General features: G+C 61.3%; 15 protein-coding genes and 3 tRNA genes. 11 read left to right on the forward strand and 7 right to left on the reverse strand.

Annotation, left to right across the window (positions count from 1 at the left end; genetic code table 11):
* Positions 1-29 precede the first annotated feature (29 nt).
* Positions 30-1643: a glycosyltransferase family 39 protein gene (locus tag RRB22_11800; GenBank protein MDT8385090.1), complete on the forward strand. Its 1614-nt coding sequence runs from the start codon at positions 30-32 to the stop codon at positions 1641-1643.
* 102 nt (positions 1644-1745) lie between these two features.
* Here the strand turns inward: RRB22_11800 and RRB22_11805 are convergent, their stop codons facing one another.
* The 4 genes from RRB22_11805 to RRB22_11820 form a co-directional block, all read right to left on the reverse strand.
* Complete coding sequence (locus RRB22_11805; GenBank protein ID MDT8385091.1) at positions 1746-2567, reverse strand: phosphatase PAP2 family protein; 822 nt, start codon at positions 2565-2567, stop codon at positions 1746-1748.
* Complete coding sequence (gene purN, locus RRB22_11810; GenBank protein MDT8385092.1) at positions 2564-3253, reverse strand: phosphoribosylglycinamide formyltransferase; 690 nt, start codon at positions 3251-3253, stop codon at positions 2564-2566. Before purN ends, RRB22_11805 begins: the two co-directional genes overlap by 4 nt.
* A gap of 183 nt (positions 3254-3436) precedes the next feature.
* Positions 3437-4510: a phosphoribosylformylglycinamidine cyclo-ligase gene (gene purM, locus RRB22_11815; GenBank protein MDT8385093.1), complete on the reverse strand. Its 1074-nt coding sequence runs from the start codon at positions 4508-4510 to the stop codon at positions 3437-3439.
* Complete coding sequence (locus tag RRB22_11820; GenBank protein MDT8385094.1) at positions 4507-4659, reverse strand: hypothetical protein; 153 nt, start codon at positions 4657-4659, stop codon at positions 4507-4509. Before RRB22_11820 ends, purM begins: the two co-directional genes overlap by 4 nt.
* A gap of 98 nt (positions 4660-4757) precedes the next feature.
* Between RRB22_11820 and RRB22_11825 the strand changes: the two genes are divergently transcribed.
* The 5 genes from RRB22_11825 to rimK all read left to right on the forward strand — a co-directional run bounded on the left by RRB22_11825 (position 4758) and on the right by rimK (position 10229).
* A complete protein-coding gene (locus tag RRB22_11825; protein ID MDT8385095.1) occupies positions 4758-5870 on the forward strand; it encodes a DUF2066 domain-containing protein in 1113 nt (370 codons plus the stop codon).
* A gap of 374 nt (positions 5871-6244) precedes the next feature.
* Entirely contained in the window at positions 6245-6805 is a 561-nt protein-coding gene (locus RRB22_11830) for a CDP-alcohol phosphatidyltransferase family protein (protein ID MDT8385096.1), read from the forward strand.
* 41 nt (positions 6806-6846) lie between these two features.
* The gene (locus RRB22_11835) at positions 6847-7905 is read left to right on the forward strand and encodes an AI-2E family transporter (GenBank protein MDT8385097.1); all 1059 of its coding nucleotides are present in this window, start codon (positions 6847-6849) and stop codon (positions 7903-7905) included.
* A 98-nt stretch (positions 7906-8003) separates the two neighbouring features.
* Positions 8004-8699 carry a DnaA regulatory inactivator Hda gene (gene hda / locus RRB22_11840; GenBank protein ID MDT8385098.1) on the forward strand — a complete coding sequence of 232 codons (696 nt, stop codon included), beginning with the start codon at positions 8004-8006 and terminating at the stop codon, positions 8697-8699.
* Positions 8700-8819: 120 nt separating this feature from the next.
* Entirely contained in the window at positions 8820-10229 is a 1410-nt protein-coding gene (rimK, locus tag RRB22_11845; GenBank protein ID MDT8385099.1) for a 30S ribosomal protein S6--L-glutamate ligase, read from the forward strand.
* 90 nt (positions 10230-10319) lie between these two features.
* Here the strand turns inward: rimK and wrbA are convergent, their stop codons facing one another.
* Together wrbA and arsC are read right to left on the reverse strand one after the other, a co-directional pair.
* On the reverse strand, positions 10320-10916 hold the full coding sequence (gene wrbA / locus RRB22_11850; GenBank protein MDT8385100.1) for an NAD(P)H:quinone oxidoreductase: 597 nt from the start codon (positions 10914-10916) through the stop codon (positions 10320-10322).
* 75 nt (positions 10917-10991) lie between these two features.
* Positions 10992-11351 (reverse strand): arsenate reductase (glutaredoxin), encoded by a 360-nt coding sequence (arsC, locus tag RRB22_11855; GenBank protein MDT8385101.1) that lies wholly within the window; start codon positions 11349-11351, stop codon positions 10992-10994.
* Positions 11352-11569: 218 nt separating this feature from the next.
* On the opposite strand from arsC, the gene RRB22_11860 reads away from it, so the two are divergent.
* Positions 11570-11839, forward strand: a complete 270-nt coding sequence (locus tag RRB22_11860; protein ID MDT8385102.1) for a DUF4398 domain-containing protein — start codon at positions 11570-11572, stop codon at positions 11837-11839.
* A gap of 157 nt (positions 11840-11996) precedes the next feature.
* The gene (locus RRB22_11865; GenBank protein ID MDT8385103.1) at positions 11997-12560 is read left to right on the forward strand and encodes a YqhA family protein; all 564 of its coding nucleotides are present in this window, start codon (positions 11997-11999) and stop codon (positions 12558-12560) included.
* A 42-nt stretch (positions 12561-12602) separates the two neighbouring features.
* Here the strand turns inward: RRB22_11865 and RRB22_11870 are convergent, their stop codons facing one another.
* The gene (locus RRB22_11870; protein ID MDT8385104.1) at positions 12603-14126 is read right to left on the reverse strand and encodes a fumarate hydratase; all 1524 of its coding nucleotides are present in this window, start codon (positions 14124-14126) and stop codon (positions 12603-12605) included.
* 196 nt (positions 14127-14322) lie between these two features.
* Here RRB22_11870 and RRB22_11875 point away from each other — a divergent pair.
* The 3 genes from RRB22_11875 (at position 14323) to RRB22_11885 (ending at position 14759) form a co-directional block, all read left to right on the forward strand.
* Positions 14323-14407 (forward strand) — tRNA-Tyr (locus tag RRB22_11875).
* A gap of 139 nt (positions 14408-14546) precedes the next feature.
* A tRNA-Gly gene (locus RRB22_11880) sits at positions 14547-14620 on the forward strand.
* A 64-nt stretch (positions 14621-14684) separates the two neighbouring features.
* Positions 14685-14759 (forward strand) — tRNA-Thr (locus RRB22_11885).
* Positions 14760-15004 lie beyond the last annotated feature (245 nt).

The following is a 15004-nucleotide window of genomic DNA, read 5'->3' on the forward strand; positions in this document are numbered from 1 at the left end:
TAAACCACCTAAAAGCCACCGAGAACGCCATGTCCCCCATCCTGCCCATACCGCTCAGCCACTTTGTATTGCGGCTGTTGGCCCTGCTGGCCGTGGCGGTGAGTTTTTATCTGAACATTTACGCCGTCCCCCTGTTTGACCTGGACGAGGGCGCCTTCAGCGAGGCTACGCGCGAGATGCTGGTGCGCGGTGATTTTGTCTCCACCTATCTCGATGGCAATCCGCGCTACGACAAGCCGATCCTGATCTATTGGTTGCAGGCGGCCAGCGTGCTGGTGTTTGGGGTCAACGAGTTCGCCTTTCGGCTGCCCTCGGCGCTGGCGGCCACGCTGTGGGTGCTGGCGGTGTACGCCTTTGTGCGCCGCTTGCGCGATGAACGCAGCGCCCTGCTGGCGGCGATCATCACCGCCACGGCCTTTGAGGTCTCGGTGATGGCCAGCGCGGCCACGGCCGATGCCCTACTGAATCTGTTTATCGCCAGCGCGCTGTTTTGTGTCTACCTGTACTGGCGGGAGCGCGAACGCCGTTGGCTGCTGCTGGCCTTTGCCTGTATCGGGCTGGGCTTTCTGACCAAGGGCCCGGTGGCCGTGCTGGTGCCGCTGGCGGTCAGCCTGCTGTTTTTTGCCGTCAAAGGGCAGTGGCGGCTGTGGCTGAAGATGGTGTTCAACCCACTGGGCATCCTGATTTTTCTGGCCATCGCCCTGCCCTGGTATGTGGTGCAGTACCTCAAGGAGGGGGATGCCTTTATTCAGGGCTTTTTCTTCAAACACAATCTCGACCGTTTCGGTGGCGCCATGGAGCAGCACGGCGGCGGCATTTTCTATTACCTGCCGGTGTTGCTGGTGGCAGTGCTGCCCTTTACCACGGTGTTTGTGAAGGCGCTGCTCAACGCCCGGCAGTTGCTGCGCGATGAGCTGGGCCTGTTCGGCCTGCTGTGGCTGGGGTTTGTGGTGGTCTTTTTTTCCCTCTCCGGCACCAAGCTGCCGCACTATGTGTTGTACGGACTGACCGGCATGTTCATCGTCATGGCGCTGTTCATCAACGAGGCGGGGATGAACCGGCTGGGCGACCGGCTGAGCGCGAGGCTGTGGCTGTACATGCCGCAGCTGGTGCTGTTTGTAGTGCTGCTGTTGTTGCCCGAGATCATCGACGGCGCCCTGCCCGGGATCAAGGACCAGTACCTGCGGGAGATGCTGGCTGAATACCCTTCCCACTTCTCGTTAGGCTACCGGCTGTTTTTTGTGGCGGCGATCATGTTCACCCTGTGGTGTATGGCAGAGCGCCGGTTTCTGCTGTCGGACAAACTGCTGATCAGCGGCGTGGTCAGCGCCCTGTCGATCTCGGCGTTCCTGCTGCCGGTGGTGGCCGGGCTGCATCAGGGGCCGGTAAAAGAGGCGGCTTTGCTGGTCAATAAGGAGGGCTATGCCGACAGCGGCACGCTGGTGCGCTGGCACCTGAATACCCCCAGCTTCAGCGTCTACATCCAGCGGGTGACCGAGACGCGCCGCCCGCAACGGGGCGAGATCGTGTTGACCAAATCCAAGTATCTGCCCGAGCTGGAACCCTACGAGTTGCTGTATCGCAAGGGTGGCGTGGCGCTGGCGCGCTTGACCGCAGCGGCTGAGGCCCCCGCCTCAAAATAGCCAGCTGTCGGCAGCCTTAGTTCAGTAAAGGGTTCAGTAAAAGGTTCAGTAAAGCCGATATCGGTTTGCAAGCGGCCAAGCCGATCGACGACGGGGACAGACCTAAGGTCTGTCCCCTGATGATTTCTGTCTTGCGACCAAAAACATTTCCCAACCCGCCCAGAAAATGGCAACCAGGCTGATGCTGGCCAGGATCAGTTGCAACGGCCTTGCCAGTGGGTATCCGGAATCGTGGATCAGCAGCAGGCTGAGCGCACAGCCCAGCAGGATCAGGCCGATGATCAGGCGCGCCACGGGGCGGCCCGGTGCGGGCCAGCGGGCGTAGAGCCGTATGCCGATCAGCGCGCACAGCCAGCCGCCCAGGGCGCCGGCGAGGACGTCCAGCGGCCAGTGGGCCCCCACCATGATGCGCGAGATCCCGGCCAGGGTGGCCAGCAGCAGTGCGCCGACGGCCAGCGCCGGGTGTACGCCGCGCAGGCAGATCACCGCCGCCAGGGTGAAGGCGGTGGCGGTGTGGCCGGAGGGGAAGGAGTTCTTGTTGAGGGCCTCGCCGATCACATGCACCTGCTCCGCCCCCAGCACCGCCAGCGGGCGTAGTGAATCCAGCGCGTTTTTCAGGCCGTGTACCCACAGCGTGGTGAACAGGGCGGTGAGCAGCACCGTCCAGACGATGTCGGGCCGTTTGCGCAGCAAGAGGGCCAGCAGAGAGAAGGCCGCCAGGGTGTCGCCCAGCAGGGTGGCGCTGGCCCAGAAGCGATCGCGGAGGGGGTGGCTGTCACTGTCCAGACCGAGCTGGTTGAGCCACAGAAACAGGCCCTGATTGAGATCCAGTACGCTGATGAGGGCCGCCGCCAGCAGGCACAGCGCGGGCACGGTCCACTGCCACCAGGGCGAGGGCCATGCGGAGCCGGCGGCGGGGGTCACTGCCCAGGCTCCCCTTGCCGGGCCATACCATCCTCGTCGGGCAGGGCCTCCAGTTGCAGTGGCTGGCTCAGCGCCGCGCCGTCGAACCAGACCTGCCCGTCGCGCAGTTGCAGGCGACCTTCGGCAAACCATTGCACCACCCGCGGATAGAGTCTGTGCTCCTGGGTCAGCACCCGGGCCGCCAGGGTCTGGGCGTTATCGGTCGGCTGCACCGCGACGGTGGCCTGCAGGATCACCGGCCCGCCATCCAGCTCGGCGGTGACGAAGTGCACGCTGGCGCCGTGTTGTTTGTCGCCTGCGTCCAGCACCCGTTGGTGGGTGTTGAGCCCGGTATAGGCCGGCAACAACGAGGGATGGATGTTGATCATGCGACCGGAATAATGCGCCACAAAGTCGTCGCTGAGCAGGCGCATGAAACCGGCCAGTACCACCAGCTCCGGCGCATAGCGGTCGATGTGCGCCTGCAGGGCCTGATCAAAGGCCGCGCGGGATTCAAAGGCGGTGTGGTCCAGGGCCTCGGCGGGGATGCCGGCCGCGCGGGCGCGTTGCAGGCCCCCGGCGTCGGGTCGATTGCTGATCACGGCGTGGATCTCCGCGCTCAGTTCGCCCCGGGCAATGGCGTTGATCAGCGCCTGCAGATTACTGCCGCTGCCGGAGATGAGGACGACGATGGGGAGTTTGGGCATGGTGTGTGAGCGAGGGTGTTTTTTTACCCCTTCTCCCCTCGAGGGGAGAAGGTTGGGATGAGGGGTGAGCTGCACGGAGTGTGCTTCATGAACCCTCACCCCAACCCTTTCCCAGTGTTGGGAGAGGGAGTTTAATAGCGCTATAAATGAGACTGCTTTTGGATGACGACGTCAGCATAGATCTTAGTTAACGATCACTTGCTCGCTGTCGCCTGTTGACGCTTGAATGCGGCCGATCACTGAGGCGCTTTCGCCCTGTTCGCCGAGCAGGGCCAGGGTCTGGTCCACATCGGCTGCGGCCACGCACAGCACCATGCCGACGCCGCAGTTAAAGGTGCGGTACATCTCCCTGGCCTCGACCTGGCCGTGCTGCTGCAACCAGTCGAATATCGGCGGGCGCCGCCAGCTGCTGCTGTCGATGATGGCCTGGGTGCCCTCGGGCATCACCCGCGGCAGATTTTCCAGCAGGCCGCCGCCGGTGATGTGGGCCAGGGCGTGCACATCTACCTTTTCCAGCAGGGCCAGCAGGGGTTTGACGTAGATGCGGGTCGGGGTCAGCAGGGTCTCGCCCAGTGGTTTGCCGTGGAAATCCTCGTTGAGATCGGCGCCGCTGACCTCGAGGATCTTGCGTACCAGCGAATAACCGTTGGAGTGCGGACCGCTGGAGGCGAGGCCGATGAGCACGTCGCCGGCGACCACCTTGCTGCCGTCGATGATCTTGGCCTTTTCCACCACGCCGACGCAGAAGCCGGCCAGGTCGTAGTCGCCGCCGTCGTACATGCCGGGCATCTCGGCGGTCTCGCCGCCGACCAGGGCGCAGCCGGCCTGAACGCAGCCCTCGCCAATGCCCTTGATCACGTCTTCGGCCAGGTCCAGGCTGAGCTTGCCGGTGGCGTAATAGTCGAGGAAATACAGCGGTTCGGCGCCGGCGACGATGAGGTCGTTGACGCACATCGCCACCAGATCGATGCCGATGGTGTCGTGCTTGTTCATCTCCGTGGCCAGTTTTAGCTTGGTGCCGACGCCGTCGGTACCTGATACCAGCACGGGTTGTTGGTAACGGTCGGTGGGGATCTCGAACAGGGCGCCGAAGCCGCCGATGGAATCCAGCACACCGGGCCGCCGGGTGGCGTTGGCGATGGGTTTGATGCGGTCGATCAGCCGATTGCCGGCCTCAATGTCCACCCCGGCGTCGCGGTAGCTTAGGCCCGCGGTTTCAGGGCGGGAAGAACTGGCGCTATCATCGGGACGGCTCACGGCAAGATACCTGTGTAATAAGGGTTTTGAGGGTCGCGTATTTTATCGGCAAGCTCCGTGCTCTGCAATGAAAGGGGTGAATTAAGCGGGCTACGGCGGCTGCATTCGGCCATGCCTTCGATCACACCATCGGCCGTACCTTCGGTCATACCTTCAAGTCATAGTTAAGCCGCCTTGCGTGTTGACTTGGCGGGGTGGCTCGCATAGCGTGCGTTTTATGTGCAAATCAGACCGTTGGATAAATCTTGTGGTGTCAGCGCGCTGGCTGCTGGCCGTGTTGTTGCTGCCCTCGGTGGGCCTGACGGCGGAGGTCAGCGGGCTGTACGAGGCGGAGGTGCAGGTGTTCAGCCAGCAGCGCAGTGAGCGGGCCACAGCGATGGCCGCGGCGCTGGCCGAGGTGCTGGTCAAGGTCAGCGGCCAGCCCGATGCGGCCCAGCTGCCGGACGTGGTGCAGGCGACCCGCAGCCCGGCTGCCTTCCTGCAGCGCTACCACTATCGTGCCCTGTCGGATCAGCGACGTGAGCAGGCCCTGCAGGAGGCCGCGGCGGCGGGCCTCACCGGTGCCGATCCGCAGCTGGTGCTGTTCCGCTTCGATAAGACTGCGGTGGACCGGGTATTGACCGATCACCAGCTGCCGGTGTGGGGGGCGACGCGGCCCGCCACCCTGGCCTGGCTGGCGGTGCAGGATGCCGAGCAGCGATACCTGCTGGCCGCTGATTCCATCCAGCCCGTTGCTGAGCTGCTGACCCGCGAGGCCCGGCGGCGCGGTCTGGCCCTGCTGCTGCCGCTGATGGACCTGGAGGATCAACGCAGCCTCTCCTTTGCCGATGTCTGGGCCGGTTTTCGCGATCCCATCCTGCAGGCGTCCACCCGCTATCGCACCGAGTCGGTGCTGGTGGGGCGCATGTTCCGCAATACCGGTGGCGACTGGCAGGCGCAGTGGACCCTGCTGGAGGGCCAGCAGACCCAATCCTGGGCCAGCGCCGGCGTGTTGCCGGTCGAGGTGATTGATGGGGGAGTCTCCGGCACCATCGAGGTGCTCGCCTCGCGTTATGCCCCGGTGGCGGGCGAGCTGGCGGGCCGCTTGCCGATGACGGTGGTGGCAGTACGCAGCCTGGGTGATTACGCGCGGGTGACGCAGTATCTGCGATCCCTGCAACAGGTCGGTCATGTGCAGGTCACGCGGGTCGATGCCGACCAGGTGAGCTTCGAGCTGGAGGTGGAGGGCGGCCCCGATGCCATCGCTCAGACCATTGCGCTGGGCCACGTCCTGCAACGCTACCAGCCGCGGTTGAGCGCCACCGGCGGGCCGGTGGAGTGGGCGGAGAGGAATACCCAGACCTATCAGCTGTTGCCGTAAACGGAACGTGACGTCCCTCAATCGTAATGTGGCGGCGGGCGCTCATTCAGGTGGTTTTTGGCGGCGGCAGCATCCCGATGACCCGAATGCTGCCCGTGCCCGTCCACACCCGTCTGAAAGAGTGCTAGGAGGCTGTCGGACTATGGGAATCGTAGCAAGCATGGTGGGAAATCGAGTCCATATTTTCGATCATTTGAGGAAAATAGTGGGCCTATTTAACGACCAATCCGCCGGGAGCGGATTGGGACCGCGCAAGCGACCCCGAAGGGGTGAAATACAGGACGTATTTCATCAAAATGATCGGAAAAATGGGCCGATTTCCCATCAGCGCAGTAGATTCTTCCATAGTCCGACAGGCTCCTAGCGTCATGGAGATGAACCAGCTTCCCAATATCATCAGTGTGTTTCGCATGTTGCTGGTGCTGCCGGTGGTGTGGAGCCTGTTGCAGATGGAGTTCGGTGCGGCGCTGGTGTGGTTTGCGGTGGCCGGCCTGTCCGACGGCCTGGACGGTTTTCTGGCCAAGCATTATGGCTGGCAGAGTCGGCTGGGTTCCATCCTCGATCCGCTGGCCGACAAGCTGCTGCTGGTGTCGGTGTTCTGCACCCTCACCTGGCTGGCGATGATTCCGTTGTGGCTGCTGATTGCGGTGATGGCGCGGGATCTGCTGATCGTTATCGGCGGGGTGATTTTTCATTACAGCCTGGGCCGCTTCGACATGGAGCCCTCGCGGATCAGCAAGGTGAATACCTTTGTGCAGATCGTGTTTGTGCTGGCGGTGGTTTTTTACCACGGCGATTTTGCACTGACCCCCTGGATTATCGAGGCGCTGGTCTATATCGTGCTCGCCACCACCGCGCTGAGTGGTCTGGACTACATCTGGACCTGGGGAAGGCGGGCGCTGGATATTCTGCGGCAGAAGGGCCCGAACGCATGAGCTATGCGGGCTGATAACCAACAAAAAGGTCAATAACTGAAATGCTGAATGATTCGCAGAAGTGGTTACTACTCGCTGTTACACTGACGCTGGGTTTCCTGCTGTATCTGCTGGCGCCGGTGCTGACGCCGTTTCTGGCCGCCGCCTTGCTGGCGTATCTGGGCGATCCGCTGGTGGATCGCATGGAAGCGAAAGGCATGCCGCGCGCTGCCGCGGTAACGGTGATCTTTGTGCTGCTCTTGTCCGCCATGGCGGGGCTGCTGTTGCTGCTGCTGCCCGCCCTGCAGCAACAGCTGGTTGCCCTGGCCAGGGCCGTGCTCGGCTATCTCGACTGGGCGCAGGAAAATCTGGCGCCGTGGCTGAGTCAACGCTTCGGTATCGATGCCTCGGCGCTGGACTGGTCGAGCGTGAAGTCGAGCCTGCAACAACACTGGTCCCAGGTGGGTGGTGCGGCGGGGGGGGTGATGTCCTGGCTGTCTTCGTCGGGCATGGCGCTGGCGGCGGTTTTGGCAAATCTGGTGCTGATCCCGGTGGTGACCTTCTATCTGTTGCGTGACTGGGACCTCCTGCTGGCGCGTTTTCGCAGCCTGTTGCCACGCCGTTGGGAGGCCACGGTGGTGCGACTGGCGACAGATGCCGATACGGTGCTGGGCGCCTTCTTGCGCGGGCAGTTGCTGGTGATGCTGGTGCTTGGGATTGTCTATTCGCTGGGCCTGTGGTGGGTCGGTCTGGAGCTGGCGCTGATCATCGGCGTGGTGGCGGGGCTGGTAAGCTTTGTCCCCTATCTCGGCTTTATTATCGGTATCCTGCTGGCGGGTGTCGCCGCCTTCATGCAGTTTCACGAGCTTTACTATTTGCTGTTAGTCGCTGCGGTGTTTGGTGTGGGCCAGGCGCTGGAAGGCATGCTGTTAACGCCGCTACTGGTCGGTGACAAGATCGGCCTGCACCCGGTGGCGGTCATTTTTGCGGTGATGGCGGGCGGACAGTTGTTCGGCTTTATGGGGGTGATGCTGGCCCTGCCGGTGGCTGCGGTGATCATGGTGCTGGTGCGATACCTGCAGCAGCAGTATCAGCAAAGCGAGCTCTACGCGAATACGTGATGCGGTTGGTTATCCCCCACCCATGGATGATTTTTCCGATTACTTTTCAGGGTAACTTTTTAAGGTAACTTTTTAAGGTAACTTTTTAGGATAACTACGTGGTAACAGAACAGATACCCCTGCGCTTTGGCTGGCGGGATGGCCGCTCCTTTGAGAACTATTTTACCGGCGCAAATGCCGAGGCGGTGCATCATGTGCAGCGCGCGGCGGCGGGCGACCCCGAGGCGGAGCAGTTTTTGCTGTTGTGGGGTGGCGCCAACGCCGGAAAGAGCCATCTGTTGCAGGCCGCCTGTCAGTCGGCCACCGAGCATCAGCGCAGCGTGGCCTATTTGCCGTTGACCGAACTGATCACCCTGTCCACGGAGATCTTTGAGGGGCTGGAGCAGATGTCGCTGGTGTGCGTGGATGATGTGCAGGTGATCGCCGCCCGGGCGGAGTGGGAGGAGGCGCTGTTGCATTTTTATAACCGCGTGCGGGCGGCGGGCGGCAGCCTGCTGGTGACGGCCGATGTGGCGCCCTCGGCGCTGGCTGTGCAACTGCCGGATCTGCACTCGCGTCTGTGCTGGGGGCCGGTGTTGCAGCTGGCCGGGCTGGACGATGCGGGAAAGATGGGCGCCCTGCAATTGCGCGCCCGGCGGCGGGGGTTTGAGCTGTCGGACGAGGTGGCGCAGTTTCTGATGCGGCGCAGCAGTCGGGATATGGCATCGCTATTCGCCCTGCTGGACCGGCTGGATGAGGCCTCCCTGGTGCAGCAGAGAAAGCTGACGATTCCGTTTGTGCGTAACCTGATTTAGTCTGGCGCCGGCGCAGCTATTCAGCGGCAAATAGGCTAAGGTTGTTTTGCAGGGCGCGCGCGGGCCACTATCATGTCCAGCGTTAACATTGAACGATCACTCATGTAGATATGTAATCCTATGAGCAAAGAAAAACCCAAAATGATTGTTGGCGGTGAAGAGTGGTGCGCCTTCCCCGGTCTCGGTATACCGGCCATCAAGGCGCGGGTTGATTCCGGGGCAAAAACCTCTTCCCTGCACGCCTTTAATATCCAGCGCTTTCGACGTGAGGGTGAATCCTGGGTCAGTTTTGAGGTGCATCCGCTGCAAAATAACCGTCGCATCGTCATCCGTTGTGAGCGCCCGGTGGTGGATAAACGACTGGTCAAGAGTTCCAGCGGTATCTCCGAGACGCGCTATGTCATCAGCACCACCATGCGCCTGGGCGGCGATGCCTGGGAGATTGAGCTGACGCTGGCGAACCGCGATTCCATGGGTTACAGGATGCTGCTGGGCCGGGAGGCGATGAGCGGTCGCATGCTGGTCGATCCTGCCGTGGGATTTTGCCACGGGGAGACGACCCCCCGGCAGCTGAATGATTTTTACGGGAAAAAGGAATATACCCGCAGCGGCCTCAAGATCGGCCTGCTTGCCAGTAATCAGGAACTGTACAGTAACCAGCGTATTCTCGAGGCCGGTGATGAACGCGGGCATGAGATGGTGTTCCTGAATATCAAGCAGTGCTACATGAAGTTAGATGCGGTCGAGCCAGAGACACATTACCGTGGCGGCAAGATCCTCAGTGATCTGGATGCGGTCATTACCCGGATTCGGCCCAGCGTCACCTTTTACGGCTGTGCCCTTACCCGACAGTTTGAGAGCATGGGGGTGTATGCTCTCAATTCTTCAACCTCGGTGGCCCAATCCAGAGACAAGCTGTTCGCGCTGCAATTAATGCTCAAGCACGGCATCAGCATACCCACCACCGGTTTCGCCAATTCCCCGATCGATACCCATGACCTGATTGAAATGGTGGGTGGTGCGCCACTGATCGTGAAGCTGCTGGAAGGGTCTCAGGGCGAGGGCGTGGTGCTGGCCGAAACCAAAAAGGCGGCAGAGAGTGTGATCAATGCCTTTAAGGCGCTGAATGCCAATCTGCTGGTGCAGGAGTTTATCAAGGAGGCGAACGGCAAGGATCTGCGCTGTTTCGTGATTGACGGCAAGGTGGTGGCCTCGATCCAGCGGGAGGCGGCGCCCGGTGAATTCCGCGCCAATCTTCATCAGGGCGGCAGCGCCTCGATCGTCAAGATCACCGCCGAGGAACGGGAGCTGGCCAAAAAGGCCGCCAAAACCCTCGGTCTCAAAGTGGCCGGTGTGGACATCATCCGCTCCAGGAACGGGCCGCTCTTGTTAGAGGTCAATTCCTCTCCCGGCCTGGAGGGTATCGAGGCGGCCACCGGCAAGGATATCGCCGGCATGATGATTTCCGCTATCGAGAAAAAGCTGGGCTGGAAACGCGAGCTCAGCGTGCCCAGCCAAGAAACAGACTGACCGGTATCGCGCGGGCCGTCGGGGCCGCGTCGTCGTTCGCAGTATCCGTACTGGATTCGCCACTGTTGGCATCCCGCTGTGGCGGGCCTGTCACCCGGCCTGAAGCTTGATGGCCGCACTCGCCACCCGTTTTCCCAGCGCCTTGCACAGGCGTTTCTCTTCATCGCTTAACGGCCGTTTATTGTCATCGCCGGCAAAATGACTCGCGCCATAGGGGGTGCCGCCGGTGGTGGTGTGCATGATGTCGGTCTCGGAATAGGGGAGGCCGGTGATGAGCATGCCGTGGTGCAGCAGCGGGATCATCATGCTCAGCAGGGTGCTCTCCTGTCCCCCGTGCAGACTGGAGGTGGAGGTGAAGACCGCGGCGGGTTTGCCGGCCAGGCTGCCGGAGAGCCAGAGGTCGGAGGTGGAGTCGATAAAGTATTTCAGCGGCGCCGCCATATTACCGAAGCGGGTGGGGCTGCCGAGCACCAGGCCGCTGCACTGGCGCAGATCGTCGTGGATGACATAGGGCGGGCCCTCGGCGGGGATGTCGTCGGCCGTGGACTCGCAGACGGTGGATACCGGGGGCACGGTGCGGAGTCTGGCCTGGGCGCCCGCCACCTGCTCGATGCCGCGGCAGATGAGCTGGGCCATTTCGGCGGTGCTGCCTTTGCGGCTGTAATAGAGAACCAGAATATCGCTCATGGTGTTGTCCTTGGTGTTGGGTTGTGGAGAGCTTGCAGAGGATTTGCAGGGTGGCCAAAGAACGCTGGCCTAGCCCTAGAGGATATCCAGTACGGCCTCCGGCGGGCGGCCGATGGCGGCCCTGCGCTGTCCGTTGTGCTCGGTAATCACGATGGGACGTTCGATCAGTTTGGGGTGTGCCACCATGGCCGCAATGAGTTGTTCGCGGCTGAGGGTGGTGTCGTCGAGATGGTTGTCCCGGTATTCGGCCTCCTGCCGGCGCATCAGTGCGCGGGGTTCCAGTTTGAGCAGGGTGAGCAGCTGTTCGAGGGTGGCGGCATCCGGGGGTGTCTCAAGATATTCCACGACCCGGGGCTCGGCGCCGCGGGTGTTCAGCAGCTCCAGCGTCTGGCGGGATTTGGAACAGCGCGGGTTGTGATAGATGGTGGTCGACATGCCGGTTTCTCCTCTACAAAGTGCCTGCCGGGCATTGTATCGGTTGCCTGTATCGATTGTCGCCCCTGGGTAATTTTGTTGATAGTATCCGGGGCTGGTGCTACCTTGTTTTCAATTTTGATGCGTCACCGTTGTCCATAAACGCTAGCCTTGGTCCTATGAATTCGATCCCTGTCGCGCGCACTGTCGCCCATACTAAACAAAGCCTTAAAAACCGTGTGAAGATCCCTTCCCTGGTGCTCTTGCTGGCCCTGTCCGCCTGTGCCGGCGTGCCGGTGCAGGAGATGAGCAATGCGCGCCAGGCACTGGAGGCGGCGCGTGAGGTGGGTGCCGAAACCCGCGCCACGGCAGAGTTGCAGTCGGCCGAGGCGCTGCTGCAGAGTGCCGAGCAGGCCCTGCAGGAGGGTGATTACAAGCAGGCGCGCAAGGCTGCCGAGGCGTCGCGTGCACAGGCCGTTCAGGCACAGGATAAATCGCTCAACCAATAACGGGGATGGCGTTTCGTGCGTTTGTAGCACCTGTATCAGTGCCGCATCAGTACCATGTCAGTTCCGCATCAGTCAGCACTAGCAGCGCATTTGCTTTGACCCACAATATCCCCGTAGGTCACAATGCAGGCCCCAACCCTCACACGTATCCTTAAAAATGAATGAACTGGAAAAATGGTTTGAGAGCGCCCTCTGGAGTAGTCGCTTCGTGGTGTTGTTTGCGGTTATCTCCAGCCTGGCCATCGCCTTTGTGATGTTTTTCATTGCCACCGTTGATGCCTGGTTTCTGGTGACCCACTTGTTTGAATATACCTCGGCGGGGTTGGTGGGCGAGGCGCGTGAGGCCTTTCGTGGCGCGGCGGTGACCCATGTGGTGGAGATAGTCGATGGCTATCTGCTGGGTACCGTATTGCTGATTTTTGCCCTGGGTCTGTATGAGCTGTTCATTAGCCGTATCGATAAGGCGGAGGATTCTGAAACCGCCTCCAGTGTGTTGATTATCCACAGCCTGGATGATCTCAAGGGACGCCTGGCCAAGGTGATCCTGATGATCCTGATCGTCAAATATTTCGAGCACGCGGTCGGCATGGAATTCGCCGGTCCCCTGGATCTGTTGTACCTGGCGGGTGGTATTGCGTTGCTGGGCCTGGCCCTGTATCTCACGCACGAGGGTGGCGCCCACGCCCATGCCGCGGGCGGTGCCAGGACCGAAAAGGCATAATAGGTTGGCCGCCCTTCTGTTTCAAATAACTCGCACAGTCTCCTAGACGACCCTCACCGGAATCCCGGCGATGTGCGCCCGCCACTCGGCGGGCCCCGTTTGATGCACGGAATGTCCCTGGGTGTCGACGGCCACGGTCACCGGCATCTCTTCGACCACAAATTCGTGAATCGCCTCCATGCCCAGCTCCGGGAAGGCAATGACCCTGGCCGAGCGGATCGCCCGGGAGACCAGGTAGGCGGCGCCGCCGGTGGCGATAAGGTACACGGCGCCATGACGTTTGATGGATTCAATGGCGGCAGGACCGCGCTCGGCCTTGCCGATCATGCCGATCAGCCCGGTCTTCTCCAGAATGGTGTCGGTGAATTTGTCCATCCGGGTGGCGGTGGTGGGACCGGCGGGGCCGACGGCCTCGTCGCGTACCGCGTCCACCGGCCCGACGTAATAGATAAACCGGCCGCGCAGGTCGACGCCGTCGGGCAGCGGTTCACCGCGGTCGAGCAGGTCGATGAGGCGTTTATGGGCGGCGTCACGCCCGGTCAACAGTTTGCCCGACAGCAGCAGGGTTTCACCCGGTTGCCACTGGGCGATGTCGTTGCGGGTCAGCGTGTCGAGATCCACCCGGCGGGCCTGATCGCTGCCGCTGAGGGCGATCTCCGGCCAGTCGGCCAGTCGGGGGATAGGCAGTTGTGCGGGGCCGGTGCCGTCCAGGGTAAAGTGGATATGCCGGGTGGCGGCGCAGTTGGGGATCAGGGCCACGGGTTTGGAGGCGGCGTGGGTGGGGTAGTCGCTGACCTTGATGTCCAGCACCGTGGTCAGTCCGCCGAGCCCCTGGGCGCCAATGCCGAGCGCGTTGACCTTGTCGTAGAGTTCCAGGCGTAATTGTTCGGCGGTGCTTTGCGCGCCGCGGGCCTTGAGTTGCTGGATGTTGATGGGCGCCATCATGCCCTCCTTGGCCAGCAGCATCGCCTTCTCGGGGGTGCCGCCGATGCCGAGGCTGAGTATGCCGGGCGGGCACCAGCCGGCGCCGAGGGTGGGCACGATGTCCAGCACCCAGTCGACGATGCTGTCGCTGGGGTTGAGTACGGTGAACCTGGCCTTGTTCTCCGAGCCGCCGCCCTTGGCGGCCACGATAACCTCCAGCCGGTTGCCGGGCACAAGCTCGGTGTGCACCACGGCAGGGGTATTGTCGCCGGTGTTTTGCCGTGCGCCGGCGGGGTCGCTGACCACCGAGGCGCGCAGTGGATTGTCGGCATCGGTGTAGGCGCGGCGCACACCTTCGTCGATCATCTCCTGTACCGATAGATTGCCTTCCCAGGAGATGCCCATGCCCACTTTCAGAAACACCACAACGATACCCGTGTCCTGGCAGATGGGGCGATGGCCCTCGGCGCAGAGGCGGGAATTCACCAATATTTGCGCTATGGCGTCTTTGGCGGCGATGGATTCTTCGCGCGTATAGGCGCGGTGTAAGGCCTGGATAAAATCGCGGGAATGGTAGTACGAAATGTGCTGGCAGGCATCGGCGATGCTGGTAATCAGGTCTTGTTGACGGATTACCGTCATGGGGTATTCCTCGCTGTCGTTGCCGGTGTGGCGGGATCCGCTTCCAGGCCTGGTTGGGGGGTGAGGGTCACAGCTCGCCACGTCGCGGCTATCAGATGTCTCTGGATCGCGCGATCGCGGTGATTACCTGCAATATAAGCCAGCCAGGCGGTTGACACAATGCGGTGTTTCAATCAGACTTACGCGCTCTTTTCGGGGAGGGGTTCCCGAGTGGCTAAAGGGATCAGACTGTAAATCTGACGGCTCCGCCTTCGGTGGTTCGAATCCACCCCCCTCCACCATTAACAGAAGAGTTGCGGGCTGTCTCAGTCGGTATAAAAAATAGCACAAATTAAGGTATGAAAAGGCGTAGACGCTGATTTTTACCGATGGTTTTATAGGTTCTGGTTCATAGAACGGGTTCTGGAAAATTGACTCTTTGCGGGTGTAGTTCAATGGTAGAACTTCAGCCTTCCAAGCTGACTATGTGGGTTCGATCCCCATCACCCGCTCCAGTTGGTTATGAAGTAGCAAGTCGTTGGCAGGTACCCCTGGGGGCCGGCAAGCAAGGTTAGAGCGGCTCATGTAGCTCAGGGGTAGAGCACATCCTTGGTAAGGATGAGGTCCTCGGTTCAATTCCGAGCATGAGCTCCAGTCTTGTTTTTGGATGAGATTGGAATGGTGGGTGTGTTTCAGCCAGCCATCTAAGACAGTCATCAAGAATTTGCAGGAAGTTTTTGTAGGTGGTTTTGTTATTTGCGCAGTAAGTGATTATTTATTTTTGGCGTAACTGTGAATGCAGGCGTCATTAACAGAAACAGACGAAAAGAAGAGGGTCGGCCGATGTCTAAGGAAAAATTTCAACGCAGTAAACCGCATGTAAACGTCGGCACGATTGG

It is taken from the genome of Gammaproteobacteria bacterium, from assembly GCA_032250735.1.
In the GTDB taxonomy this organism is placed as follows: Bacteria; Pseudomonadota; Gammaproteobacteria; order SZUA-152; family SZUA-152; genus SZUA-152.